Source organism: Pseudomonas sp. MPDS (assembly GCF_013283895.1).
GTDB lineage: Bacteria > Pseudomonadota > Gammaproteobacteria > Pseudomonadales > Pseudomonadaceae > Aquipseudomonas > Aquipseudomonas rhizophila.
In genome coordinates, this window is sequence record NZ_CP054128.1 from 5217695 (window position 1) to 5241394 (window position 23700).

At 60.3% G+C, this 23700-nt stretch carries 21 protein-coding genes; 7 read left to right on the plus strand and 14 right to left on the minus strand.

Annotated elements, in window-relative coordinates:
- Positions 1 to 95: 95 nt before the first annotated feature.
- The 3 genes from HQ912_RS23175 to HQ912_RS23185 all read right to left on the minus strand — a co-directional run bounded on the left by HQ912_RS23175 (position 96) and on the right by HQ912_RS23185 (position 3972).
- Positions 96 to 1202, minus strand: a complete 1107-nt coding sequence (locus tag HQ912_RS23175) for an NADH:flavin oxidoreductase/NADH oxidase (protein WP_047227513.1) — start codon at positions 1200 to 1202, stop codon at positions 96 to 98.
- Between the two features lie 346 nt (positions 1203 to 1548).
- The gene (gene recJ / locus HQ912_RS23180; protein ID WP_107321549.1) at positions 1549 to 3258 is read right to left on the minus strand and encodes a single-stranded-DNA-specific exonuclease RecJ; all 1710 of its coding nucleotides are present in this window, start codon (positions 3256 to 3258) and stop codon (positions 1549 to 1551) included.
- Between the two features lie 171 nt (positions 3259 to 3429).
- Positions 3430 to 3972, minus strand: a complete 543-nt coding sequence (locus HQ912_RS23185; protein WP_047227511.1) for a YaeQ family protein — start codon at positions 3970 to 3972, stop codon at positions 3430 to 3432.
- Between the two features lie 146 nt (positions 3973 to 4118).
- Here HQ912_RS23185 and HQ912_RS23190 point away from each other — a divergent pair, with 146 nt between their 5' ends.
- A complete protein-coding gene (locus tag HQ912_RS23190; protein ID WP_047227510.1) occupies positions 4119 to 5318 on the plus strand; it encodes a CaiB/BaiF CoA transferase family protein in 1200 nt (399 codons plus the stop codon).
- A gap of 245 nt (positions 5319 to 5563) precedes the next feature.
- Here the strand turns inward: HQ912_RS23190 and HQ912_RS23195 are convergent, their stop codons facing one another.
- From HQ912_RS23195 to ffh, 11 genes are all read right to left on the minus strand, one after another.
- Complete coding sequence (locus HQ912_RS23195) at positions 5564 to 5851, minus strand: DUF3509 domain-containing protein (protein ID WP_173407563.1); 288 nt, start codon at positions 5849 to 5851, stop codon at positions 5564 to 5566.
- Between the two features lie 185 nt (positions 5852 to 6036).
- A complete protein-coding gene (locus tag HQ912_RS23200; RefSeq protein WP_076386214.1) occupies positions 6037 to 7407 on the minus strand; it encodes a transporter substrate-binding domain-containing protein in 1371 nt (456 codons plus the stop codon).
- Between the two features lie 120 nt (positions 7408 to 7527).
- Positions 7528 to 8937 carry a threonine synthase gene (gene thrC, locus HQ912_RS23205; protein WP_047227507.1) on the minus strand — a complete coding sequence of 470 codons (1410 nt, stop codon included), beginning with the start codon at positions 8935 to 8937 and terminating at the stop codon, positions 7528 to 7530.
- 103 nt (positions 8938 to 9040) lie between these two features.
- Positions 9041 to 10345: a homoserine dehydrogenase gene (locus HQ912_RS23210; RefSeq protein WP_047227506.1), complete on the minus strand. Its 1305-nt coding sequence runs from the start codon at positions 10343 to 10345 to the stop codon at positions 9041 to 9043.
- Positions 10346 to 10477: 132 nt separating this feature from the next.
- On the minus strand, positions 10478 to 11209 hold the full coding sequence (gene dsbC, locus HQ912_RS23215) for a bifunctional protein-disulfide isomerase/oxidoreductase DsbC (RefSeq protein ID WP_092402674.1): 732 nt from the start codon (positions 11207 to 11209) through the stop codon (positions 10478 to 10480).
- Between the two features lie 321 nt (positions 11210 to 11530).
- Positions 11531 to 12427 (minus strand): site-specific tyrosine recombinase XerD, encoded by an 897-nt coding sequence (gene xerD / locus HQ912_RS23220; RefSeq protein ID WP_047227504.1) that lies wholly within the window; start codon positions 12425 to 12427, stop codon positions 11531 to 11533.
- A gap of 131 nt (positions 12428 to 12558) precedes the next feature.
- Positions 12559 to 12909: a 50S ribosomal protein L19 gene (gene rplS / locus HQ912_RS23225; protein WP_003175895.1), complete on the minus strand. Its 351-nt coding sequence runs from the start codon at positions 12907 to 12909 to the stop codon at positions 12559 to 12561.
- Between the two features lie 9 nt (positions 12910 to 12918).
- Positions 12919 to 13728, minus strand: a complete 810-nt coding sequence (trmD, locus tag HQ912_RS23230) for a tRNA (guanosine(37)-N1)-methyltransferase TrmD (RefSeq protein WP_171061421.1) — start codon at positions 13726 to 13728, stop codon at positions 12919 to 12921.
- A complete protein-coding gene (gene rimM, locus HQ912_RS23235; RefSeq protein ID WP_173407354.1) occupies positions 13710 to 14246 on the minus strand; it encodes a ribosome maturation factor RimM in 537 nt (178 codons plus the stop codon). Before rimM ends, trmD begins: the two co-directional genes overlap by 19 nt.
- 5 nt (positions 14247 to 14251) lie before the next feature.
- Positions 14252 to 14503: a 30S ribosomal protein S16 gene (gene rpsP / locus HQ912_RS23240; RefSeq protein ID WP_003198088.1), complete on the minus strand. Its 252-nt coding sequence runs from the start codon at positions 14501 to 14503 to the stop codon at positions 14252 to 14254.
- A gap of 251 nt (positions 14504 to 14754) precedes the next feature.
- Entirely contained in the window at positions 14755 to 16131 is a 1377-nt protein-coding gene (gene ffh, locus HQ912_RS23245; RefSeq protein WP_047227501.1) for a signal recognition particle protein, read from the minus strand.
- A 207-nt stretch (positions 16132 to 16338) separates the two neighbouring features.
- On the opposite strand from ffh, the gene HQ912_RS23250 reads away from it, so the two are divergent.
- From HQ912_RS23250 to HQ912_RS23275, 6 genes are all read left to right on the plus strand, one after another.
- Positions 16339 to 17151 (plus strand): inner membrane protein YpjD, encoded by an 813-nt coding sequence (locus HQ912_RS23250; RefSeq protein WP_047227500.1) that lies wholly within the window; start codon positions 16339 to 16341, stop codon positions 17149 to 17151.
- A 12-nt stretch (positions 17152 to 17163) separates the two neighbouring features.
- Entirely contained in the window at positions 17164 to 18405 is a 1242-nt protein-coding gene (locus HQ912_RS23255) for an HlyC/CorC family transporter (protein ID WP_173407355.1), read from the plus strand.
- A gap of 172 nt (positions 18406 to 18577) precedes the next feature.
- Positions 18578 to 19891 (plus strand): MFS transporter, encoded by a 1314-nt coding sequence (locus HQ912_RS23260; RefSeq protein ID WP_047227498.1) that lies wholly within the window; start codon positions 18578 to 18580, stop codon positions 19889 to 19891.
- 150 nt (positions 19892 to 20041) lie between these two features.
- The gene (gene lon / locus HQ912_RS23265) at positions 20042 to 22456 is read left to right on the plus strand and encodes an endopeptidase La (RefSeq protein WP_047227497.1); all 2415 of its coding nucleotides are present in this window, start codon (positions 20042 to 20044) and stop codon (positions 22454 to 22456) included.
- A gap of 209 nt (positions 22457 to 22665) precedes the next feature.
- On the plus strand, positions 22666 to 23058 hold the full coding sequence (locus HQ912_RS23270; protein WP_107321546.1) for a protease inhibitor I42 family protein: 393 nt from the start codon (positions 22666 to 22668) through the stop codon (positions 23056 to 23058).
- A gap of 2 nt (positions 23059 to 23060) precedes the next feature.
- Positions 23061 to 23696 carry a lysoplasmalogenase gene (locus HQ912_RS23275; protein WP_047227495.1) on the plus strand — a complete coding sequence of 212 codons (636 nt, stop codon included), beginning with the start codon at positions 23061 to 23063 and terminating at the stop codon, positions 23694 to 23696.
- Positions 23697 to 23700: the final 4 nt, after the last annotated feature.

A 23700-nucleotide genomic window follows, 5' to 3' on the forward strand; every position in this document is an offset into this window, starting at 1 on the left:
GCTCGCGATGAGGCACGTACAGACGCCGTACCATCCAGCCAAATAAACAAAAGCCCCGGCCAAAACGACCGGGGCTTTTTGTTTCAAGCTAACCCTTAATCGCGCAAATCCGACTCATGAATCGGCTGGTCCCGATGCGTGGCTCTCTGATACTGCGCTGGCCACGTGGCCTTGCGGCCCCCCAGGTCATCATCGGCATGCAACGCCCAGTACGGATCACGCAACAGTTCGCGGGCCAGGAAAATGATGTCGGCCTGGCAGGTCCGCAAGATGTGCTCGGCCTGGGCCGGTTCGGTAATCATGCCGACAGTGCCGGTGGCGATTTCCGACTCCTTGCGCACCCGTTCGGCAAAGCGCGTCTGATACCCCGGACCGGTGGGAATTTCCGCATTCACAGCGGTGCCGCCCGATGACACATCGATCAGGTCCACCCCCAGCGCCCTGAATCGCCGCGCCAGCTCCACGGTTTCATCCGGGTTCCAGCCATCCTCGACCCAGTCGGTGGCTGATACGCGCACGAACACCGGCAATTCCTCAGGCCATACCGCCCGGACCGCTTCGGTCACCTGCAGCACCAGCCGGATGCGATTCTCGAACGAGCCGCCGTATTGATCGCGCCGCTGATTGCTCAAGGGAGACAGGAATTGATGCAGCAGATAGCCGTGGGCTGCGTGGACTTCCACGACTTTGAATCCGGCCGTCAGGCTACGTTTGGCCGCCTCCACGAACGCCTGGATGACACCGGCAATCTGCCCCTCGTCCAGTTGGATCGGCTGGGTGTGCTGCGGATCGAAGGCAATCGGCGACGGGCCGACCGGAACCCAGCCGCCCTCCTCCGGTTTTACGCTGCCATGCTTACCGAGCCAGGGTCGCCAGGTGCTGGCCTTGCGTCCGGCGTGGGCCAGTTGAATGCCGGGCACGGCCCCTTGGGCGGTGATGAAGCGGGTGATGCGTTGCAGGGGGCCGATCTGTTCATCGTTCCACAACCCCAGGTCCTGATCAGTAATGCGGCCGTCGGCAGTGACGGCAGTGGCTTCGGTGAACACCAGGCCGGCACCGCCCACGGCGCGGCTGCCGAGGTGTACCAGGTGCCAGTCATTGGCCAGGCCATCGGCGCTCGAGTACTGGCACATCGGCGACACCGCGATGCGATTGGGCAGGGTCAATTGGCGAAGGGTATAGGGTTCCAGCAGCAGACTCATGGGGCACCTCTCGAATCAGTGGGCAGGCTCCAGGGTTCTGTTTGAAAAGTCGACGAGTGACAAAAGGTGCAACACCCGCCCCCGCGGGCAAAGAAATCCGACAAGACGTCACAAGGGCTATCAAGCAGTGCTTAGAGCCTAGTCGACAACCTGGGAGGCGGGAGGGTTCAGAACTTAAAAATCGACGGTGTGACGCAATGGTGTACCCCTGTGGCGAGGGAGCTTGCTCCCGCTGGGCTGCGAAGCAGCCCCGGCATTGCAGCCATCACATCGCAAGGGGACGCTGGCGCGTCCAGCGGGAGCAAGCTCCCTCGCCACAGAGTACGAACGCAAGATGGCGGCGTGTCTACCGCGGTTCGATATGGGCAATCATCAACTGCACCGTTTCCTGGCCGCGAAACTCGTTGAGGTCGAGTTTGTAGGCCAGTTCCACCCAGCGCACAGTGGGGTTTGGCCAGATATCGCGGTCGATGCCGAAGGCGATACCGTCGAGTTTCACCGAGCCGCATTCGCTTTTGAGGACGACCTTGAGGTGCCGTTCGCCCACCACGCGCTGTTCGACCAACTGGAACACACCGTGAAACATCGGCTCCGGGAAATGCTGCCCCCAGGGCCCGGCGTGACGCAGCGCCCGAGCCAGCTCCAGGTGGAACTCTTCCACCGCCAGGGTGCCGTCCGACAACAGGCGTCCGGTCAGGTCTTCTTCGCGCAATTGGCGGCGCACTTCAGCGTCGAACGCCTCGGCGAACAGTGGAAAATTCTCTTGCGCCAACGTCAGGCCCGCCGCCATGGCGTGGCCGCCATACTTGCTGATCAGCGTTGGATGTTGCGCCGCCACCACACTCAGGGCATCACGAATATGAAAACCCGGCACCGAGCGCCCCGAGCCCTTGAGCAGGCCGTCTCCGGCATCGGCAAAAGCAATGGTTGGGCGGAAATACCGCTCCTTCATCCGCGAGGCGAGGATCCCGATAACGCCCTGGTGCCACTGAGGATCGAACAGACATAGACCGAACGGCATGGACTCCAGCGGCAAGTCCTTGAGCTGGGCCAGCGCTTCACGCTGCATGCCCTGTTCGATGGATTTGCGATCCTGGTTCATGCCGTCCAGTTGCGCCGCCATCTCCCGCGCCAAGGCCGGATCGTCAGTGAGCAGGCATTCGATGCCCAGGCTCATGTCGTCCAGACGCCCGGCTGCGTTCAGGCGCGGGCCGAGGATAAACCCGAGGTCCGTGGAAGTGATACGAGAATGATCGCGCCTGGCCACTTCCAGGATCGCCTTGATGCCGGGTCGGGCGCGCCCTGCACGAATGCGTTCCAGGCCCTGATGCACCAGGATCCGGTTGTTGGCGTCCAGAGGCACCACATCCGCCACGCTGCCCAGTGCCACCAGATCCAGCAGTTCGCCGATGTTTGGCTGGGGGCTGCTGGCATACCGGCCCAGGCTGCGCAGACGCGCCCGCAAGGCCATCAGCACATAAAAGATCACACCGACACCGGCCAATGCCTTGCTCGGGAACTCACAGCCCGGCTGGTTCGGGTTGACGATGGCATCCGCCGCCGGCAGTTCGAGGCCCGGCAAATGGTGGTCGGTAACCAGCACCTTGAGCCCCGCCGCTTTCGCCGCTGCCACACCTTCGACACTGGAAATGCCGTTGTCCACGGTGATCAGCAACTGCGGCTCACGGGTCAGGGCGACCTCGACAATTTCCGGGGTCAGTCCGTAGCCATACTCGAAGCGATTGGGTACCAGATAATCGACATGGGCCGCACCGAGCAAACGCAGGCCCAACATGCCCACCGTGCTGGCTGTCGCCCCGTCGGCATCGAAGTCGCCGACGATCAGGATGCGCTGGCGCTGCTCCAGCGCCACCACCAACAGATCCACGGCCGCGTCGATACCCTTGAGTTGCTGATAAGGAATCAAGCGCGCCAGGCTCTTGTCCAGTTCAGCCTCGGACTGCACGCCACGGGCCGCATACAGGCGCGTCAACAGGGGTGGCAGGTCACCGAGGAATGGCAGGGTGTCGGGTAGCTGGCGGGGTTCTATGCGCATGGGGTGACAAAGTTTTCTCTGGAAATCGTGAAGGTTGTGGCAAGGAAAGCTTGGGTGGGAGCGGGCTTGCTCGCGAAAGCGGCGGCACATTCAACATCAATGCAAACTGATCTGCCGCCTTCGCGAGCAAGCCCGCTCCCACAAGGGCTCACTCAATACCGGGTCAATGGCTCAGCCGCGCTCACCCAGCAACCATTGCAATTGGACTTCATGCTGGCCGCGATCATCGGTCACGAAAATCGTCCCCTCGCTGATCATCACATCCCACTTGATCACGCGGGGCATATCCTTAGCGAGCGTCTCCAGCACTTCCTGGGGCACGGCGGCGATGTTGACGTTCTTGAGGTTCTTTACCGCCGGGATCACCTTGCCTTCCCAGACTCGCAGGCTGCCGTAGGCCAGCAGGCTGGTGCGTTCGGTGCGGCGCGAGCACCAGGTCAGGCGGTCGGCGTCGGGCTGGCCCACTTCGATCCAGTGCAGCACACGGTCATCCAGGCTTTTTTCCCACAGCGCAGGTTCATCGACATCCGACAGACCTCGGCCAAATGCCAGCAGCTCGTTGTACCAGAAAGCGTAGGCCAACAGGCGCACGGTCATGCGTTCTTCGGTTTCCGAAGGATGACGGGCGATGGTCTGCTTCACGTTCTCGTACACACTGCGATCGAGGTCGGTGAGGTTCAGTTCAAACTTATAGGTCGTGGACGGCTGGGCCATGAACGGGCTTCTTGATACGAGGAAAGGCGGCAAGTCTAACCGATGAGGCGGGCATTCCACGAATTGCCGACCATCAACCTGCGGCGACTGACGCCGGCCTATGATAAAACGCTCTTTCGTTCTGCCTTTGTTCTACAGGATCCGTCATGTCGCTTACTGCCAAACCCCTTGCGGGCGTCAAAGTCATCGAACTCGGCACCTTGATCGCCGGACCTTTTGCCTCGCGGATCTGCGGTGAATTCGGTGCCGAGGTGATCAAGGTCGAATCGCCCGATGGCGGCGACCCGTTACGTAAATGGCGCAAGCTGTATGAAGGCACGTCCTTGTGGTGGTTCGTCCAGGCGCGGAACAAGAAATCCCTGACCCTGAACCTCAAGCACCCCGAAGGTCTGGCGATTCTGAAAAAGCTGATCGGCGAAGCCGACATCCTGATCGAGAACTTTCGCCCCGGCGTGTTGGAAAAGCTCGGCCTGGGCTGGGATGTATTGCATGCGCTGAACCCGAAGCTGGTCATGGTGCGGCTCTCGGGCTTCGGTCAGACCGGGCCGATGAAAGATCAGCCCGGGTTTGGCGCAGTGGGCGAGTCCATGGGCGGCCTGCGTTACATCACCGGGTTCGAAGACCGGCCACCGGTGCGCACCGGCATATCCATCGGCGATTCGATTGCCGCCCTCTGGGGCGTGATTGGCGCACTGATGGCGCTGCGTCATCGCGAGGTCAACGGCGGAACCGGGCAAGTGGTGGATGTGGCGCTGTACGAGGCGATTTTCGCCATGATGGAAAGCATGGTGCCGGAGTTCGATGTGTTCGGTTTCATCCGTGAGCGCACCGGCAACATCATGCCCGGCATCACCCCGTCGTCGATCCACACCAGTGCCGATGGCAAGCACGTGCAGATTGGCGCCAACGGCGACGCGATCTTCAAGCGCTTCATGCAGGTCATCGGCCGTGAGGATCTGGCCAATGACCCACAACTGGCCAGCAATGACGGGCGCGACAGCCGCCGCGATGAGCTGTACGGGGTCATTGATCGCTGGGTCAATTCACTCCCGCTCGATACCGTTATCGAGCACTTGAACCAGGCGGGAGTGCCGGCCAGCCGGATTTTCAGCGCCGAAGATATGTTCAGCGATCCGCAGTTCCTGGCCCGGGAAATGTTTCTCCAGGCCAAGCTGCCGGACGGCAAGGCGTTCAAGATGCCGGGCATCGTACCGAAACTCTCCGACACACCGGGCACCTCTGAATGGGTGGGACCGACGCTGGGTGAGCACAATGCCCAAGTGCTAGGCGAGCTTGGCTATGATGCACAGCAGATCGCCCAACTGCGCATCGACGGCGCCATTTGATGCGGTGAACGAAAGTCTGTGGCCACTGAAGATCAACTGTGGGAGCGGCATCGCTCAGCGCCAGAGCACGCTAAAACCTTAAACGCCGGGCAAAAAGAAACCCCGAGAAGTGGGGAGACAACTCGGGGTTAAACGCGACCATTCAGGTCCGTACAACAAGCGACAAGCACCGGAGCACAATGCTTGATCTTGCTGGTAAAGGGTCTGACTCATCAGGACGTAGGAAGGTTCCCACGAAATAGTGTTCAATTTGGGAGAACCATCACCTTGTCACGTGCCAGATTACGCAGCGCCGCGATCACACAGGGCTCAAGCCGGCCCTCGGCAATCAGCACGTCGCGGTGCAGGCCATCGACCACGTCCGTCAGTTGGCGTCTGTCGGTCAATTGCGCTTGGTTGAACATACGTTCGACCATGATGGCCCCGGAGGCATTCTTCAGCGTTACCAGACACTCGCCCCTGGCGCCAGAGGGAGTCAGCGTCACCTGATACGGGCTCAAAGCCTCACCCAGCAATAGGCTGATACTTTCCATTCGCTCACCCTTCAATAGTCCGAAAACAACTGCTTGTTCACGGTAAATGACCGTGGGCCGCAGCAGAAAGTTCGTTCGCATACCGAGCCGGTACACCTCGAAGCCGTTGAACCGAGCATGCGCGTCCAATATGACAGGCAAACAACAGCTACCGCTTGAAGAAATTTCCTCACGAGCAGCCTGCATCAAGCCAGCAATGGCTCAGCGCGGTTCCACCGGCGCCCGACATCGATCCAGCCTCCCAGCAAACCGCGCAACTGCCCATCGGCCCCATAAAAAGGCACCGACCAATGATAGATTTTGCGTAATCCACTCCTGAACATCAGTTGACGATCGACGAACCGGGACTGGCCGGTTCGCAGTTGCTCCATGACCTCTCCATGCAGCAGCTCGGCAGTCGCCGGCGGGAACACCGCGGAATCCGTCAGCCGGGTCCCCCGCAACTTTTCAAAGCGCGTCGCGAACTGCTCTTCGTAACTCTTGTTGCACATGATCAGGCGCCCTTCCAGGTCACGAATGAAGATCGGATCGGGAATGGCATCCATCAAGGCCCTCTGGAGCATCAACTGATCATTGAGGACAGCCTCGGCCTTGAGGCGCTGGTCGATTTGTATCTGCAGGCGGCGGTTCCAGAGCAGGGACAGCAGAGCGAACAACACGACCACCGTCACACACCAATAACCCCAGCGGGAAATCCGCAACCAGACCGATGGCGCCTGGCCAGGGGCGATACCGGCCATCCATTTGGAACGCAGCGCCCGCATTTCTTCGGCCGGAAAAGCTTCCAGCGCCTTGTTCAGAATACTCAGCAATGGGAGCAGATCCTGACGTACAGCCAGATAATCCGGTTCCCACTTGCCCTCCAGACTTCTTCCTACACGCAACTGTCCCGCCGGATAAAGGTGCACCCCGGTTTCGTTTTCAATGGTGGCGTGGGCCTCCCGGCTCTCCACCAGGGCCCTCGCTTCCCCGTAAGTCTTGACCGTGCGCAACTCGATGGCCGGGTAGTCGCGCCGGATCTGCGCCTCCAATGCATGCCGTGCCGGCAATGCCAGGATCTTGCCATTGAGCTGCTCCAGCGAATCGGGGACGGACTCCCCGTCGCGCCCGACGAATACCCAGCCGGAACCGCCAAAGGCGTGGCTGAAGCTCAGAAAATCCCTGCGTTCGTCGTTCATCGCCAGCGTGGTCGTCATGTCGGCCTCTGCGTTTTCCAGCATCGCCAGCAATTGTTCAGGGGAGAACGACTCCCGATGCACAAACTCAAGGCCTGTCATGCGCGCAATACGCTGGAGAATGTCGTTGTTCAGGCCGTTCCACTGCCCATGCTCATTCTTGAACAGGTACAACGGAAACTGCATCGAGGCCACGATGACCTGCGGGTTTTGCTCGATCCATTTCAATTCCTGCGGATCCAGCACCAACCGTTCGCCGGGGCCGAACGGTGGCGTTTCGTAGGTCGCCAACTGTGCGGCGTCCACCCCCAGTGTCCAAAACACCAGGACCAGGCCCATCATCCAGCCCAGGGCTGGTTTGCGTCTGATAAAAAACAACATCTGCATATCCTTCGAGATTACTCGCCCGTCCCTCCAATGGCGAAAACCCGATCAGTTTGGCATGCAGAAACAAGAAAGCCCGTCAGGAGACGGGCTTCAAAATGTGACAGGTTTCAGCGCTCAGAGAGGCTTGCCGCGGTTGCCATGCTGACTGACAAAGGCCTGCACGGCTTTCAAGTCATTGGGCAACACGGTGCAACGCTCATCTCGCTCAAACAAATCAGAAAGATGTGCGGGTAGTTCGAGCGCTTTTCCTACACCGGCCTTCTCCACCGCTTCCGGAAACTTGACCGGATGAGCAGTGCCCAGGATCACCATCGGAATGTCCAGACTGCGACGGCACTCACGAGCGGCTCTCACACCGATGGCCGTATGTGGATCGAGCAATTCACCGCTCTGCTCGAACACCTCGGCAATGGTCTCGCAGGTTTGCGCATCATCCACCGCCAGGGAGTCAAACAGCTTGCGCGCTTCGGTCCAGCGCTCAGGCTCGACGCTGAAACCACCGCCCTGCCGGAAGCTGTCCATCAGGCCGGCAATTGCCGCGCCATTGCGACCGTGCAGGTCGAACAGCAAGCGCTCGAAGTTCGACGACACCATGATGTCCATGGACGGCGACAGCGTAGCGTGCAGGGTTTCCTTGACGTACTGGTTGCCGCTCATGAAGCGGTGCAGGATGTCGTTGCGGTTGGTGGCGACGATCAACTGGTTGATCGGCAGCCCCATGTTGCGCGCCAGATAACCGGCAAAGATATCGCCGAAGTTACCCGTAGGCACCGAGAACGATACCGAACGGGCCGGGCCGCCCAGTTGCAGGGCCGCGTGGAAGTAATAAACGATCTGGGCCATGATCCGCGCCCAGTTGATCGAGTTCACTGCGACCAGCCGCGTACCTTTGAGGAAGCTCTGGTCGGCAAAACTGGCCTTGACCATTTCCTGGCAGTCATCGAAGTTGCCTTCGATGGCGATGTTATGGATGTTATCGCCGAAAATCGTCGTCATCTGCCGACGCTGCACTTCCGAGACACGGTTGTGCGGGTGCAGGATGAAGATGTCGACGTTCTCGCAATGCTTGCAGCCTTCGATGGCGGCCGAACCGGTATCGCCGGAAGTGGCACCGACAATCACGACACGCTCGCCACGCTTTTGCAGCACGTAGTCCAGCAGACGACCGAGCAATTGCAGGGCGAAGTCCTTGAAAGCCAGGGTCGGGCCGTGGAACAGCTCCATCACCCATTCGTTACCGTTGAGCTGACGCAACGGCGCGATGGCGTTGTGGGAAAAGACGCCATAGGTCTCTTCCAGGATTTTCTTGAAGTCGGCGTCCGGGATGCTGCCGGTGACAAACGGGCGCATGACCCGGAAGGCCAGCTCGTGATACGGCAAGCCGGCCCAGGAGGCGATCTCTTCCTGGGTGAAACGCGGCAGGTTTTCCGGCACATAGAGGCCGCCGTCCGTGGCCAGGCCGGCCAGCAGGACATCTTCGAAATTCAGGGCCGGTGCCTGGCCGCGGGTGCTGATATAGCGCATAGGAGCAAACCTTTGGTTTGAGCTGCAAGCTACGAGCTGAAAGCTACAAGTAAAGCGGGGTTGCTTTTAACTTGTAGCGTGCAGCTCGTCGCTTGTAGCTGCTTCAGTTCAAGTGTTCGACGCGGATACGGACCACCGGCCCGACGACGCCCTGGAGAGCCTCCAACGCGGTGATCGCGTCGTTGATGCGCTGCTCGACCACTCGGTGGGTCAGCAGGATCATCGGCACCAGGCCATCGTGTTCCTCGACTTCCTTCTGCATGATCGACTCGATGTTGATGCCGCGCTCCGAAAGGATGCTCGCCACCTGAGCCAGTACCCCTGGGTGGTCCTTGGCCTGGATACGCAGGTAGTAGGCACTTTCGCATGCTTCGATCGGAAGAATCGGATGATCCGACAGCGAGTCCGGCTGGAAAGCCAGGTGCGGCACACGGTTCTCCGGGTCGGAGGTCATCGCACGCACCACATCCACCAGGTCGGCCACCACCGAGGAAGCGGTCGGTTCCATGCCGGCGCCAGCACCGTAGAACAGCGTGGAGCCTGCGGCGTCGCCGTTGACCATCACAGCGTTCATCACGCCGTTGACGTTGGCGATCAGGCGATCGGCCGGGATCAAGGTCGGGTGCACGCGCAGCTCAATGCCACTGGCCGTGCTACGGGCTACGCCCAGGTGCTTGATGCGGTAGCCCAAGGCTTCAGCGTAGTTCACGTCAGCGGTGGTCAGCTTGGTGATGCCTTCGGTGTATGCCTTGTCGAATTGCAGCGGAATACCAAAGGCGATAGACGCCAGGATCGTCAGCTTGTGCGCCGCGTCGATGCCTTCCACGTCAAAGGTCGGATCGGCTTCTGCGTAACCCAGGGCCTGGGCCTCGGCGAGCACGTCTTCGAAGGTGCGACCCTTTTCGCGCATCTCGGTGAGAATGAAGTTCCCGGTGCCGTTGATGATCCCGGCGACCCAGTTGATGCGGTTGGCCGAAAGGCCTTCACGAATCGCCTTGATCACCGGAATGCCACCGGCCACGGCGGCTTCGAACGCAACGATCACGCCCTTTTCCCGCGCCTTGGCGAAAATCTCATTACCGTGAACAGCGATAAGCGCCTTGTTCGCGGTGACCACATGCTTGCCATTCTCGATGGCCTTGAGTACCAGCTCGCGGGCAACGGTATAGCCGCCCATCAGCTCTATGACGATGTCGATCTCAGGGTTCGTGGCCACTTCGAAGACATCGTTGGTAATCGCAATACCGGTCGTCTGGAACTGAGGCTTTGGCGTGCGCATGGCAATTTGTGCCACTTCGATTCCACGCCCGGCACGACGAGCAATTTCCTCGGCGTTGCGCTGAAGTACGTTGAAGGTGCCGCCACCGACGGTACCTAACCCACAGATGCCTACTTTGACCGGATTCACTCTTGACTCCCCATGAAACGGCCGACGCAAGGTCGGCCGTGAAATACAGCCGCGCAGCAACGCGACTTTGTGTTTAACGGCCCGACGAAGGTTTTCGCCGAGCCGTGATCTTCATAAACGCACTGCCCATGATCATTTGGCACCAAGGGCCAGTTTGGCGACTTGTGGCGCCGGCTGGTAGCCCGGAATCACCTGGCCGTCCGCCAAAACGATGGCCGGCGTACCGTTCACACCGATGGACTGACCGAGGGCGAACTGCTTGGAAACCGGGTTTTCGCACTTGGCGGCCTTGATTTCCTTGCCATCGACCATCTTGTCCATGGCCGCTTTTTTGTCCTTGGAGCACCAGACCGCCTGCAACTGCTCATCACCCGGTGAACCCAGGCCCTGGCGCGGAAACGCCACATAGCGCACTTCGATGCCGCGCTTGTTCAGCTCCGGCACTTCGGCGTGCAGCTTGTGGCAATACGGGCAGGTGGTGTCGGTGAAAACGGTGATGTGGGACTTGGTTTCGCCGACCGCCGGGTAAACCACGGTTTCGGCAACAGGAATACCGTTGATCAGCTTGGAAATGCCCTGGCGCTCGGTCTTCTCGGTGAGGTTGACCGGCTTGCCACCCTTGAGCTCGAACAGGTTGCCCTGGACGATGTACTGACCGTCGGCGCTGGCGTAGAGCACGCGGCTGCCCTGGAGCTTGACTTCATACAGGCCGGACATGGGGCTGGCGGTGATGGTTTCGATCGGCACCTCCATCTGAAGGTTTTCCAGGCTCTTGCGGATAGCCTTGTCGGCCGCGTCGTCGGCGATGGCAACAGTACTGGCCAACGCAATGGCGGCGGCGGTGAACATCTGGATCAAACGCATGGGAGCTCCTGAGACGGACAAATGGGACGGGGAACGCCGACCGGCAGATTCGGGTTCCAACCGCCCACTGTGCAAACCGGCAAAGCCTACCACATAAGGCCCGCATGGCCGAATGCCGGTGATACAAGGCATATAGATGCCTTTTTTCTGTGTGCTGGCGTGGGTTCACATATCTGGCGCTCACCACAACTCCCTGTGGGAGCGAGCCTGCTCGCGATAGCGGTGGGTGAGCTTGCATTGATTTTGAATGCGCCACCGTCATCGCGAGCAGGCTCGCTCCCACATGGGCTATCGGGTACTCATCAATCCAGGGATCTTCATTCAGCCTCGGGGGTGATGCTTGGCGTGCAGATCCTGCAACCGCGCCCGAGCGACGTGGGTGTAGATCTGAGTGGTGGACAGGTCGCTGTGGCCCAGCAGCATCTGCACCACACGCAAGTCGGCGCCGTGGTTGAGCAGGTGCGTGGCGAAGGCATGGCGCAAGGTGTGTGGGGACAGTGACTTGCCGATCCCAGCCACCTTGGCCTGGTGCTTGATGCGGTGCCAGAAGGTCTGGCGAGTCATCTGCTCGCCGCGCAGGCTGGGAAACAGCACGTCACTGGGACGCCCGCCCAGCAGTTCATGACGCGCATCGCGCATGTAGCGCTCGACCCAGACGATTGCCTCTTCGCCCATCGGCACCAGACGCTCCTTGCTGCCTTTGCCCATCACCCGCAGCACGCCTTGACGCAGGTTGACCTGCTCCAGCGTGAGACTGATCAGCTCGGTGACCCGCAGGCCGCACGCGTACAAAACCTCCAGCATGGCCCGGTCGCGCTGACCGATGGCTTCGCTGAGATCCGGCGCCGCCAGCAGCGCCTCTACATCGGCTTCGGACAGGGACTTGGGTAACGGTCGCCCCAGCTGCGGCATCTCCACGCGCAAGGTCGGATCCACCGCAATCAGCTTTTCCCGCAGCAAATAACGATAAAACCCACGCAAACCCGAGAGAAACCGTGCGGTCGAGCGCGGCTTGTAGTTCTGCTCCAGACGCCACGCCAGGTGATCGAGGATCAACTCTCGCCCGGCATTGGCCAGCTCCAGGCCTTGTTCCTGCAACCAGCCATTGAACAGCGCCAAGTCGCTGCGATAGGCATCGCGGGTGTTGTCGGACAGCCCCTTCTCCAGCCATAGGGCGTCGAGAAACTGGTCTATCAGCGGGTGATCAATGGCTGGCATAAAAACTCATGAGGGATGCGTGCGTACGCGGCATCGAAATGGAAATGATGAGATGCAGGGTGCTCAAAGACCAAATCGCAGGCAACAAAAAAGCAGCCCGCAGGCTGCTTTTTTTGCATCGGAAGCTGGACTTAAGCCAGTTTTTCCTTGATGCGAGCTGCTTTACCGGACAGGTCACGCAGGTAGTACAGCTTGGCTTTACGTACGTCACCGCGACGCTTGACAGCCATGCTGTCGATTTGCGGGCTGTAGGTCTGGAAAGTACGCTCTACGCCAACACCGTTGGAGATTTTACGAACGGTGAATGCACTGTTTACGCCGCGGTTACGCTTGGCGATAACAACGCCTTCGAACGCTTGCAGACGCGAACGGTCGCCTTCCTTCACTTTCACCTGAACGACAATGGTGTCGCCCGGGGCAAAGGTAGGGATTTCTTTGGTCATCTGCTCTGCTTCGAGTGCAAGAATGATTTTGTTAGTCATGCTGTGCTCCTAAGGCAAGTCGTCGGACTTACCATCGATACGTTGTGAACTATCGTCCCGCTCGCGGATATATTCCTCGAGCAGCTTCTTCTCTTCTCCAGAAAGCGAGCGGCTTTCCAGAAGATCGGCGCGTCGTTCATAGGTCCGACCAAGGGACTGCTGTAAACGCCAACGCCGGATGTGCGCGTGGTTGCCACTTAGCAACACGTCGGGAACACGCTGATCCGCATACACCTCCGGTCGGGTGTAGTGCGGGCAATCCAGCAGACCATCCGTAAAGGAATCTTCCTCGGCGGAATCTGCATGCCCTAAAGCTCCAGGCAGCAGTCGTGTAACCGCATCGATCAGGACCATCGCCGGCAGCTCGCCGCCAGACAGTACATAGTCGCCAATCGACCACTCTTCATCGACATGAGCTTCAATAAAACGCTCGTCAATGCCTTCATAACGGCCGGCAATCAAGATCAATGCATCCGAATTTGCCAGCTCGCGTACCGCCGACTGAGTCAGCTGACGGCCTTGGGGCGACAGGTAAATCACCTTCGCGCCCTCCCCGGCTGCGGTTCTGGCCTGAACCAGAGCGTCTTCCAGGGGCTTGATCTTCATCACCATGCCCGGACCACCGCCAAACGGGCGATCGTCCACAGTGTGATGCCGATCCGTGGTGTAGTCCCGCGGATTCCAACAGGTAAGCTGCAACAGCTCCTGTTTCACCGCGCGGCTGGTTATGCCGTACTCGCTGATGGCGGAAAACATCTCGGGAAACAACGTGATGACTTCAACGCGCAAATTAGCCACGTTTAGAAATCCGCATCCCATTCCACCTTCATCTCGCCTGCTGCAAGGTCGACGGCCAACACGCATTGCTCGGTATAGGGCAACAGGCGTTCGCGATCATCCAGGCTGCCGACGCAAGGCTTGACCACCATGACATCGTTCGAACCGGTCTCGAGCAGGTGATCGATTTTCCCGAGCAATTGCCCGAGGTGGTCGATGACCTTCAGACCCACCAGCTGGTACCAGTAGTACTCGCCGTCGGTCAGTTCAGGGAACAGGTTGCGTGGCACGCAGATCTCAAAACCGGCCAGAAGACGCGCTTCTTCACGATCATCGAGATCCTTGAGCTTTGCGACCAGGAACTTGTCGTTCCCACGTCCGCTGACCAGCTTAACCTGTTTCACGCTACCTTCGCGCTTGAGCGTCCAGGTTTTGTAGTCCAACAGGTTTTTGATCGGATCAGTAAAGGAATACACCTTCACTTCGCCGCGAACGCCATGAACAGAATAGATTTTGCCGACAACGATCAAATCATCAGCATCTTTTGGCGTCGCGTTCATATTGCTCAGGCCGCAGCCTTAGCCGATTCCTTCAACAACTGAGCAACACGCTCAGAAGGTTGTGCACCAACGCTCAGCCAGTAGGCTACGCGCTCTTGGTTCACGGACAGACGAACTTCCTGACCACGGGCAACAGGGTTGAAGAAACCAACCTGCTCCTTGTGGGAACCGTCACGCGGGTTGCGGCTGTCGGTTACGGTCAGGTGGTAAAACGGGCGCTTTTTGGAGCCGCCAAGGGCAAGACGGATTGTTAGCATGTGAACATCGTTCCTGTAGTCGGTGCTGCAAATCTAAATGCACAGCGGGCATAGGTGCCCGAAAGGCCGCATATTCTAAGGAATATCCGGACTTTTGCAAATGTCTTTTTCCGGCGCCTGGCGCCATGCGATCAAGATTTGCCATAGAGCCGTCATGAAAAACGGCAGGTCAGCTCCCGTGCAGCACGGGTTTGCTGGAGATCCCCGCATCCGTGCGGGGCAACGCCGGCATGACAGCCGGCGCAGATTCTTTACATTTTCGGCATGCCGCCGCCGGGCAACATACCGCCCATGCCGCGCATCATCTTGGCCATCCCGCCCTTGGCGGAGAATTTCTTCATCATCTTCTGCATCTGCTTGTGCTGCTTGATCAAGCGACCGATGTCCTGCACCTGGGTACCGGACCCCATAGCGATGCGGCGTTTGCGCGAACCGCTGATCAGCTCAGGGTCGCGGCGCTCGGCCGGGGTCATGGAGTTGATGATGGCTTCCATCTGCTTGAACTGCTTTTCAGCCGCGCCCTGGGCATTGCCCATCTGCGCCAGGTTCACGCCCCCGATGCTCGGCAGTTTGTCCATGAGGCCGCCGAGGCCGCCCATGTTCTTCATTTGTTGCAGCTGATCGCGGAAGTCTTCGAGGTCGAAGCCCTTGCCCTTCTTCAGCTTCTTGGCCAGTTTGTCGGCCTTGTCCTTGTCGAGGGTCTGCTCGGCCTGCTCGATGAGGCTGAGCACGTCGCCCATGCCGAGGATCCGCGAGGCAATACGCTCGGGATGGAACGGCTCGAGCGCTTCGCTCTTCTCGCCCATACCGATGAACTTGATCGGCTTGCCAGTGATGGCACGGACCGACAGCGCGGCACCGCCACGGGCATCACCGTCGACCTTGGTCAGGATCACGCCGGTCAGCGGCAGCGCATCACCGAACGCCTTGGCGGTGTTGGCCGCGTCCTGGCCGGTCATGGCATCGACCACGAACAGGGTTTCCACCGGGTTGATCGCGGCATGCAACGCCTTGATCTCGCCCATCATCTCTTCGTCGATGTGCAGGCGACCGGCGGTATCGACGATGACCACGTCGATGAATTTCAGTTTTGCTTCTTTAATAGCCGCCTGGGCGATGTCCACCGGCTTCTGGCTCAGGTCGGACGGGAAGAACGTCACGCCGATGTCGTTGGCCAGGGTTTCGAGCTGTTTGATCGCCGCCGGGCGATAGATGTCCGCGGACACCACCATCACCGACTTCTTCTTGCGCTCTTTAAGGAAGCGCGCCAGCTTGCCGGCCGTGGTGGTCTTGCCCGCGCCCTGCAGGCCGGCCATCAGCACCACCGCTGGCGGCACGGCGCTCAGGTTCAGGTCTTCGTTGGCGGCGCCCATCAGGCTTTCGAGTTCGGCCTGGACGATCTTCACGAACGCCTGGCCCGGCGTCAGGCTGCGCGACACCTCGGCGCCGACGGCGCGTTCCTTGACCGAATTGACGAAGTCCTTGACCACCGGCAGGGCGACGTCGGCTTCGAGCAACGCCATGCGCACTTCGCGCAGGGTGTCTTTGATATTGTCCTCGGTCAGCTTCGCCTTGCCGGTGACATGGCGCAGCGTCTGCGAGAGACGGTCGGTTAGGTTTTCAAACATGCGCGATCCTTTCAGGCCCAGATAAGACCGGGATAATGGCGGCCCAGACCGTAAAAAATGTGCTCGGCGAGCCTGCGGCGTGGGCAGGTCGCGGATTATAGCGAAGACTGCGCCCGGCGCACACCTCGCCGTCAGTTGCGCTGGTCTTTCGTGCGATGGGGATTCTATGCCAAACTCAGCGCCTTTCGGGCCTGCCTAACAGGATTTATGCTCCCCTTGTCACCCAGTTTGCTTGCCTCCCTCGCCGCCGCTTGTCTTTATGCCGCTGCGACCCTCTATCAAGGCTCCCGCCTGGCCACCGGCGCCAAGGCGAACAAACGCCTGCTGGTCATGCTTGGCGTGCTGGCGGTGCTCGGCCACGCGGCCAGCCTTTATACCCACCTGATGACGCCCATTGGCCTGGGCCTGGACTTCTTCAACGCCGCCAGCCTCATTGCCGTGGCCGTGATCGCCCTGACGCTGCTGGCCTGTTCACGCATCCCGGTGGAAAACCTGCTGGTGCTGCTTTTCCCGCTGGGCCTGGCCACGGTGCTGCTGGCGCAATTCGCGCCGTCGGGCACGGTACAGATCATCGATGAAGAACCGGGCATCCTGGCCCACATCCTGCTCTCGATCCTCGCTTACGGCCTGTTCACCATCGCGGTGTTCCAGGCCTTGCTGCTGCTGGTGCAGGATCACCAGCTCAAGCACAAGCACCCTTCCGGGCTGATCCGCAACTTCCCGCCCTTGCAGACCATGGAAAGCCTGTTGTTCGGCTTCCTCTGGGCCGGCTGGACGCTGCTGTCGCTGTCGCTGATCTCTGGCTGGCTGTTCGTCGAAAACCTGTTCGCCCAGCACCTGGTGCACAAAACACTGCTGGCGTGCCTGGCGTGGGTGGTGTTCAGCGTACTGCTGTGGGGCCGAAATCGTCTGGGCTGGCGCGGCCATAAAGCCATTCGCTGGACCCTGGCCGGATTCTGCCTGCTAATGCTGGCGTACTTCGGCAGCAAGCTGGTTCGTGAATACATTCTGCATGTCTGACGGACGCCTCTGATGGATATGTTGCCCGTGGGCCCGCTGTTCGCTGTACTGGTCGTGCTGATCCTCTGGTCCGCCCTGTTCACGGCCATCGAAGCCGCCCAGCAGCATTTGCTGGCCCAACGCAAGGCTTCGCGCGCCGGTGACAAACCGCTGGCGAAGCTGAGTTTCCCCCGGGACAGTCTGATTCTGTGCAATACCCTCTGCCGCGCCCTCGCGGTGGTGATCGGAACACTGCTGGCGATTTTTACCTGGCTGCAACACGGCGCCTGGGTAGCGTGGCTCGGTACCAGTGCGGCCTTGCTGGTCTTTGCCGATTACCTGCCGCGCACCCTGGCCACCCGCCATCCCGACGCGGTACTGGCGTTGGGCAACGCCTTGCTTGGCGTACCCTTGAAGATTCTTTATCCATTTGCCTGGCTGTTGAATGGCATCAGTCAATTGCTGTTGCGTCCGTTTGCCCGCCAGGCAAGCGTGGTACAGCAAAACGACGATGAAATGCCCACACCCGCGCGCAACGATCACGACCCCGAACACAACAGCGGTCGGCCGCATCCGGTTTCCGGCATCCATGCCCTGGACAACATTACCGTCAACGATATTCTCGTACCCCGCAGTGAGGTCGATGGCATCAACCTCGACGACCCCATCGGCGACATCATTGAACAGTTGCGCCTGAACCGCCGTACTCGCCTGCCGGTGTTTCACAGCGACATCAACCAGGTCGAAGCGGTGCTCAACACCCGCCAGATCCGCCACCTGCTCAAGGACGCGAGCCTGACCCAGGAAGCGTTGCTGGCTGCCTGCCACGAACCCTACTTCGTTCCCGAGAGCACGCCACTGCAGCTGCAATTGCTGAATTTCCACAAGCAGCAACGGCGCCTGGGCATGGTGGTGGACGAATATGGCGAAGTGCTGGGCATTGTCACCCTGGAAGACATCCTTGAAGAAATCGTCGGGGAGTTCGAAAGCGAGCACAGCCTCGACAACCCCCACGTCCATCCCCAGCCTGATGGACGCCTCATGATCGATGGCGCCGCGTCGATCCGCGAACTGAACAGGACCCTGGGCTGGCACCTGCCTTGCGAAGGCCCCAAGACCCTCAACGGCCTGGTGACCGAAGCACTGGAGACCATTCCCGAAAGCCCGGTCTGCCTGAAGATCGGCCGCTATCGGCTGGAAATCATCGAAACCGTGGATAACCGCGTCAGCCAGGTGCTGGTGTGGCACAACAGTTCGGTGCCGCTGGCGTCCTAAGCCCTCGCCACAGGGTTGTGCGCAAGCGCCGCTATTGTGTACGGGCTCTCTTGTTGAATCGTTAGCCCCCTTCCTATACTCAACCCGCTTATCCAGCGCGCGCCAGCGAGCCGAGGGAGTTCGACCATAATAATTAGCTCCAACGGAGCACATGACTGTCAGGGATAACCGCATGACAACGACCACTTGCAACGAAGCTGTGTCTGCCCCGCCGACGAACTCCGCCACCCGCGTGGCGACCGCAAGCTTCATCGGCACGGCCATCGAGTTCTATGACTTCTACGTCTACGCCACGGCTGCGGCCCTGGTGATCGGGCCGGTGTTCTTCCCGCAAACCTCAGGCACGGCACAGATGCTCTCGTCCTTCCTGACGTTCGGCATCGCATTCCTCGCTCGCCCGTTGGGTTCGGCGCTGTTCGGCCACTTCGGCGACCGGATCGGGCGCAAGTCCACGCTGGTGGCTTCCCTGCTGCTGATGGGTGTGTGTACCACGCTGATCGGCGTACTGCCCGGTTACGCCAGTATTGGCGCCTGGGCGCCGATCCTGTTGTGCGTGCTGCGTTTTGGCCAGGGGTTGGGCCTGGGCGGTGAATGGGGTGGCGCAGCGTTGCTTGCCACCGAGAACGCGCCCAAGGGCAAACGCGCTTGGTTCGGTATGTTTCCCCAACTGGGGCCCTCGATCGGCTTTCTGGCGGCCAACGGGTTGTTCCTGACCCTGGCCATGACCCTGGACGACGAGCAGTTCCGTTCCTGGGGCTGGCGCATCCCGTTCCTGCTCAGTGCGGTGCTGGTGATCGTCGGCCTCTATGTGCGCCTCAAGCTTCATGAAACACCCGTCTTCGCCGATGCCATGGCCCGCCAGGAACGGGTGAAAGTTCCGCTGGTCGAGCTGTTCAGCCAGTACTGGGCGCCGACGTTGCTGGGTGCCGCGGCGATGGTGGTGTGTTATGCGCTGTTCTACATCTCGACCGTGTTTTCCCTGAGCTACGGTGTGTCCACCCTCGGCTACAGCCGCGAAACCTTCCTCGGCCTGCTGTGCTTTGCGGTGCTGTTCATGGCCGCCGCGACGCCGCTGTCGGCCTGGGCCAGCGACCGCTACGGGCGCAAACCGATATTGCTTATCGGGGGCGTACTGGCAATTGCCTCGGGTTTCCTCATGGAGCCCTTGCTGACCCAGGGCACAACCTTGGGCGTGGCGCTGTTCCTGTGCATCGAGCTGTTTCTGATGGGCGTGACCTTCGCCCCCATGGGCGCCCTGCTACCGGAGCTGTTTCCCACCCATGTGCGCTATACCGGCGCCTCGGCCGCCTACAACCTGGGCGGCATCGTCGGCGCTTCGGCCGCCCCGTTCTTTGCCCAGAAACTGGTGGCAATGGGCGGTTTGAGCTACGTCGGTGGTTATGTCTCGGGGGCCGCGGTGCTCAGCGTGATCGCGGTACTGTGCCTGAAAGAGACGCGCCATAACGATTTGAACAGGGTCGCCTGAACCCTCGGTGCGGGCCCGGCAACAGGCCCGCACCGAACCTGTCACAAGGCTGAATGCCTTGCAATGAAATAACAGCTAACAATCATCCACCATTGAAACCACCCCTCGCCTGCCCCATCTAAGACCCATACTCCATTGCGCAGGTGCCCCATGAGCGACCAGCACTCTACTGAAGCCACGAACGATTACGCCGACTCCGAACACATCGAACACACCTCCTCCGGCACCGGCCTGGCCCTGCCCGGCCAAAACCTGCCGGACAAGGTCTACATCATTCCAATCCACAATCGCCCGTTCTTCCCGGCCCAAGTGCTGCCGGTCATTGTCAATGAGGAACCTTGGGCTGAAACCCTGGAATTGGTCGCCAAATCCGAACACCATTCCCTGGCGCTGTTTTTCATGGATACGCCCCAGGAAGATCCGCGCCACTTCGACACCTCAGCGCTGCCGCTGTATGGCACGCTGGTCAAGGTACACCACGCCAGTCGCGAAGGCGGCAAACTGCAGTTCGTTGCCCAGGGTCTGACTCGCGTGCGCATCCGCACCTGGCTCAAGCACCATCGCCCACCGTACCTGGTGGAAGTCGAATACCCGCACCAGCCAAGCGAGCCGACCGACGAGGTCAAGGCGTATGGCATGGCGTTGATCAATGCGATCAAGGAACTGCTTCCACTCAATCCGCTGTACAGCGAAGAGCTGAAGAATTACCTCAACCGCTTCAGCCCCAACGACCCGTCGCCCCTGACTGACTTTGCCGCCGCACTCACCTCGGCCACCGGCAGTGAGTTGCAGGAAGTGCTCGATTGCGTCCCCATGCTCAAGCGCATGGAAAAAGTGCTGCCGATGCTGCGCAAGGAAGTTGAAGTCGCGCGGCTGCAGAAGGAGATTTCTGCCGAGGTCAACAACAAGATTGGCGAGCATCAGCGCGAATTCTTCCTCAAGGAACAGTTGAAGGTCATCCAGCAGGAGCTGGGGCTGACCAAGGACGATCGCAGCGCCGATATCGAACAATTCGAGCAACGGCTGGAGGGCAAGGACTTGCCGGCCCAGGCGCAAAAGCGCATCGAAGAGGAAATGAACAAGCTCTCGATCCTGGAAACCGGCTCGCCGGAATACGCGGTCACCCGCAATTACCTCGATTGGGCGACGTCGGTGCCGTGGGGCGTGTATGGCCAGGACAAGCTCGACCTCAAGCACGCGCGCAAGGTGCTCGACCAGCACCATGCCGGGCTGGGGGACATCAAGGACCGCATCCTCGAGTTTCTCGCCGTGGGTGCCTATAAAGGCGAAATCAGCGGCTCCATCGTGCTGCTGGTGGGGCCGCCGGGGGTGGGCAAGACCAGTGTTGGCAAGTCCATCGCCGAAACCCTGGGTCGGCCGTTCTACCGTTTCAGCGTCGGCGGCATGCGCGATGAAGCCGAAATCAAGGGCCATCGGCGCACCTACATCGGTGCTCAACCGGGCAAGCTGGTGCAGGCGCTTAAAGATGTCGAAGTGATGAACCCGGTGATCATGCTCGACGAGATCGACAAGATGGGTCAGAGCTACCAGGGCGATCCGGCCTCGGCCTTGCTGGAAACCCTCGACCCGGAGCAGAACGTCGAATTCCTCGATCACTACCTGGACCTGCGCCTGGACCTGTCGAAAGTGCTCTTCGTGTGCACCGCCAACACCCTGGACTCGATCCCTGGCCCGCTGCTGGACCGGATGGAAGTGATTCGCCTGTCCGGCTATATCACCGAAGAGAAGGTCGCCATCGCCAAGCGCCATTTGTGGCCCAAACAACTGGCCAAGGCCGGCGTGTCCAAAGGCAGCCTGAATATCACCGACAGCGCCCTCAAGGCCCTGATCGACGGTTATGCCCGTGAGGCCGGGGTACGGCAGCTGGAGAAACAGCTGGGCAAGCTGGTGCGCAAGGCGGTGATGAAACTGATCGATGACCCGAAAGCCGTGATCAAGCTTGGGCCCAAGGACCTTGAGGCATCGCTGGGCAAGCCGGTGTTCCGCAACGAGCAAGTGCTGTCCGGCATCGGTGTGATTACCGGCCTGGCCTGGACCAGCATGGGCGGCGCGACTCTGCCGATCGAAGCGACGCGCATCCACACGCTCAATCGCGGCTTCAAGCTCACCGGGCAACTGGGGGAGGTGATGAAAGAGTCAGCGGAAATCGCCCACAGCTACGTCAGCTCGCATTTGAAGCAGTTTGGCGGCGATCCGAAGTTCTTCGACGAAGCCTTCGTTCACTTGCACGTACCGGAAGGCGCCACCCCCAAGGACGGTCCGAGTGCCGGGGTGACCATGGCCAGCGCCTTGCTGTCCCTGGCTCGCAACCAGGCGCCGAAAAAAGGCGTGGCCATGACCGGCGAACTGACCCTCACCGGGCACGTGCTGCCCATTGGTGGGGTGCGCGAGAAAGTGATCGCGGCGCGACGGCAGAAAATCAATGAGCTGATCCTGCCGGAAGCCAACCGGGGCAACTTCGAAGAACTGCCGGACTACCTCAAGGAAGGCGTCACCGTGCACTTCGCCAAGCGGTTTGCCGATGTGGCCAAGGTGTTGTTCTGATAGTCCTGTAGCGCTTGTGTGGGCCTCATCGCGAGCAGGCTCGCTCCCACAGTGGCTTTGTGTTGTTCACAACATGTGTGATCCACACCAAACCCTTGTGGGAGCGAGCCTGCTCGCGATAAGGCCATGAGATCCAACACATGCCCCGCTGACACACCCAGTAGCATCTTCGGTTATGCTCGCCGTTCGTCGTGAATGCCGGAGCCCTTATGTCCCTCACCCGCCTGCTCGTCCCTTTCAGTCTCGCCCTGCTGAGTGCCTGCGCCACGCAACCGAAACACAACGTGACCGTGGAAAAACTGAGCCAGTGCCCGGTGCAGCTCACTAACGGCCAGAACCTGATCCTGAATTTGCCCAGCAACCCCAGCACCGGTTATCGCTGGGCAGTCCAGGATTCGGCTGGCGGCGTGCTGAAGGCCTTGGGGCCTGAGGTTTACCGCAACCCGGAAGACGCCGGCATCGTCGGCGCGGCCGGGGTATCAACCTGGCGTTTCCAGGCATTTGCTGCCGGAACCGGTCGCTTGCGCCTGACTTATCAACAGCCCTGGGCACCTGAAGTGCCGCCGGTGGAAACCTTCGACTGCGCCATTTCGGTGAATTGACCATGGGTTGGCTGATCCTTGCATTGATGGGCGCGGCCACCTATGTGTACGGGCTCACTGTGCATGCCACCCTGCTGTGCCTGCTGGTCAAGCCGATGCCGGTGCTGGCCCTGCTCGGCTGGCTGCACGATGCGCCACCCAGCGAATATCGACGCTGGATCAGCCTGGGCTTGATTTTCTCGCTGGTGGGCGATGTGCTGCTGGCTTGGCCCGGGGATCTGTTCGTGTTCGGCCTTGGCGCGTTTCTGCTGGCGCACCTGGCCTATCTGAAAGCCTACCTCAGCGACTGTCGCCGTCCGGCGTTGCTATCGCTGGCCCTGGCATTGGGGCTTGGCGCAACGCTGCTGGGGATTCTGATATCGAGCGGTCTGGGGCCTTTGCTCGTCCCGGTGATTGTCTATGGCCTGGCCATCAGCGCCATGCTCTGGCGTGCGCTGGCGCGATTGGGTACTGAAGTCCCCGAGCGCTCGGCCTGGCTGGCCGCTGCCGGGGCTCTGGCGTTTGTGTTTTCCGACAGCGTCATTGGCATAAACCGGTTCGTGGCGCCCTTTCATGCCGCGCCTTACCTGATCATCATCAGTTATTGGCTGGGCCAGTGGGGCATTGCGGCGTCGGCCTTCACTCAAAAAAACCACTGAACCA

Bases quoted from the DNA above. Each gene is read 5' to 3' on its own strand.
- HQ912_RS23255 (WP_173407355.1), top strand. From the start codon at position 17,164: ATGGATATGTTGCCCGTGGGCCCGCTGTTCGCTGTACTGGTCGTGCTG.
- HQ912_RS23250 (WP_047227500.1), top strand. From the start codon at position 16,339: ATGCTCCCCTTGTCACCCAGTTTGCTTGCCTCCCTCGCCGCCGCTTGT.
- HQ912_RS23190 (WP_047227510.1), top strand. From the start codon at position 4,119: ATGTCGCTTACTGCCAAACCCCTTGCGGGCGTCAAAGTCATCGAACTC.
- thrC (WP_047227507.1), bottom strand. From the start codon at position 8,937: ATGCGCTATATCAGCACCCGCGGCCAGGCACCGGCCCTGAATTTCGAA.
- xerD (WP_047227504.1), bottom strand. From the start codon at position 12,427: ATGCCAGCCATTGATCACCCGCTGATAGACCAGTTTCTCGACGCCCTA.
- rpsP (WP_003198088.1), bottom strand. From the start codon at position 14,503: ATGCTAACAATCCGTCTTGCCCTTGGCGGCTCCAAAAAGCGCCCGTTT.
- dsbC (WP_092402674.1), bottom strand. From the start codon at position 11,209: ATGCGTTTGATCCAGATGTTCACCGCCGCCGCCATTGCGTTGGCCAGT.
- recJ (WP_107321549.1), bottom strand. From the start codon at position 3,258: ATGCGCATAGAACCCCGCCAGCTACCCGACACCCTGCCATTCCTCGGT.
- trmD (WP_171061421.1), bottom strand. From the start codon at position 13,728: ATGGGATGCGGATTTCTAAACGTGGCTAATTTGCGCGTTGAAGTCATC.
- HQ912_RS23275 (WP_047227495.1), top strand. From the start codon at position 23,061: ATGGGTTGGCTGATCCTTGCATTGATGGGCGCGGCCACCTATGTGTAC.
- HQ912_RS23200 (WP_076386214.1), bottom strand. From the start codon at position 7,407: ATGTTGTTTTTTATCAGACGCAAACCAGCCCTGGGCTGGATGATGGGC.
- HQ912_RS23195 (WP_173407563.1), bottom strand. From the start codon at position 5,851: ATGGAAAGTATCAGCCTATTGCTGGGTGAGGCTTTGAGCCCGTATCAG.
- rplS (WP_003175895.1), bottom strand. From the start codon at position 12,909: ATGACTAACAAAATCATTCTTGCACTCGAAGCAGAGCAGATGACCAAA.
- HQ912_RS23185 (WP_047227511.1), bottom strand. From the start codon at position 3,972: ATGGCCCAGCCGTCCACGACCTATAAGTTTGAACTGAACCTCACCGAC.
- HQ912_RS23270 (WP_107321546.1), top strand. From the start codon at position 22,666: ATGTCCCTCACCCGCCTGCTCGTCCCTTTCAGTCTCGCCCTGCTGAGT.
- HQ912_RS23175 (WP_047227513.1), bottom strand. From the start codon at position 1,202: ATGAGTCTGCTGCTGGAACCCTATACCCTTCGCCAATTGACCCTGCCC.
- rimM (WP_173407354.1), bottom strand. From the start codon at position 14,246: ATGAACGCGACGCCAAAAGATGCTGATGATTTGATCGTTGTCGGCAAA.
- ffh (WP_047227501.1), bottom strand. From the start codon at position 16,131: ATGTTTGAAAACCTAACCGACCGTCTCTCGCAGACGCTGCGCCATGTC.
- lon (WP_047227497.1), top strand. From the start codon at position 20,042: ATGAGCGACCAGCACTCTACTGAAGCCACGAACGATTACGCCGACTCC.
- HQ912_RS23260 (WP_047227498.1), top strand. From the start codon at position 18,578: ATGACAACGACCACTTGCAACGAAGCTGTGTCTGCCCCGCCGACGAAC.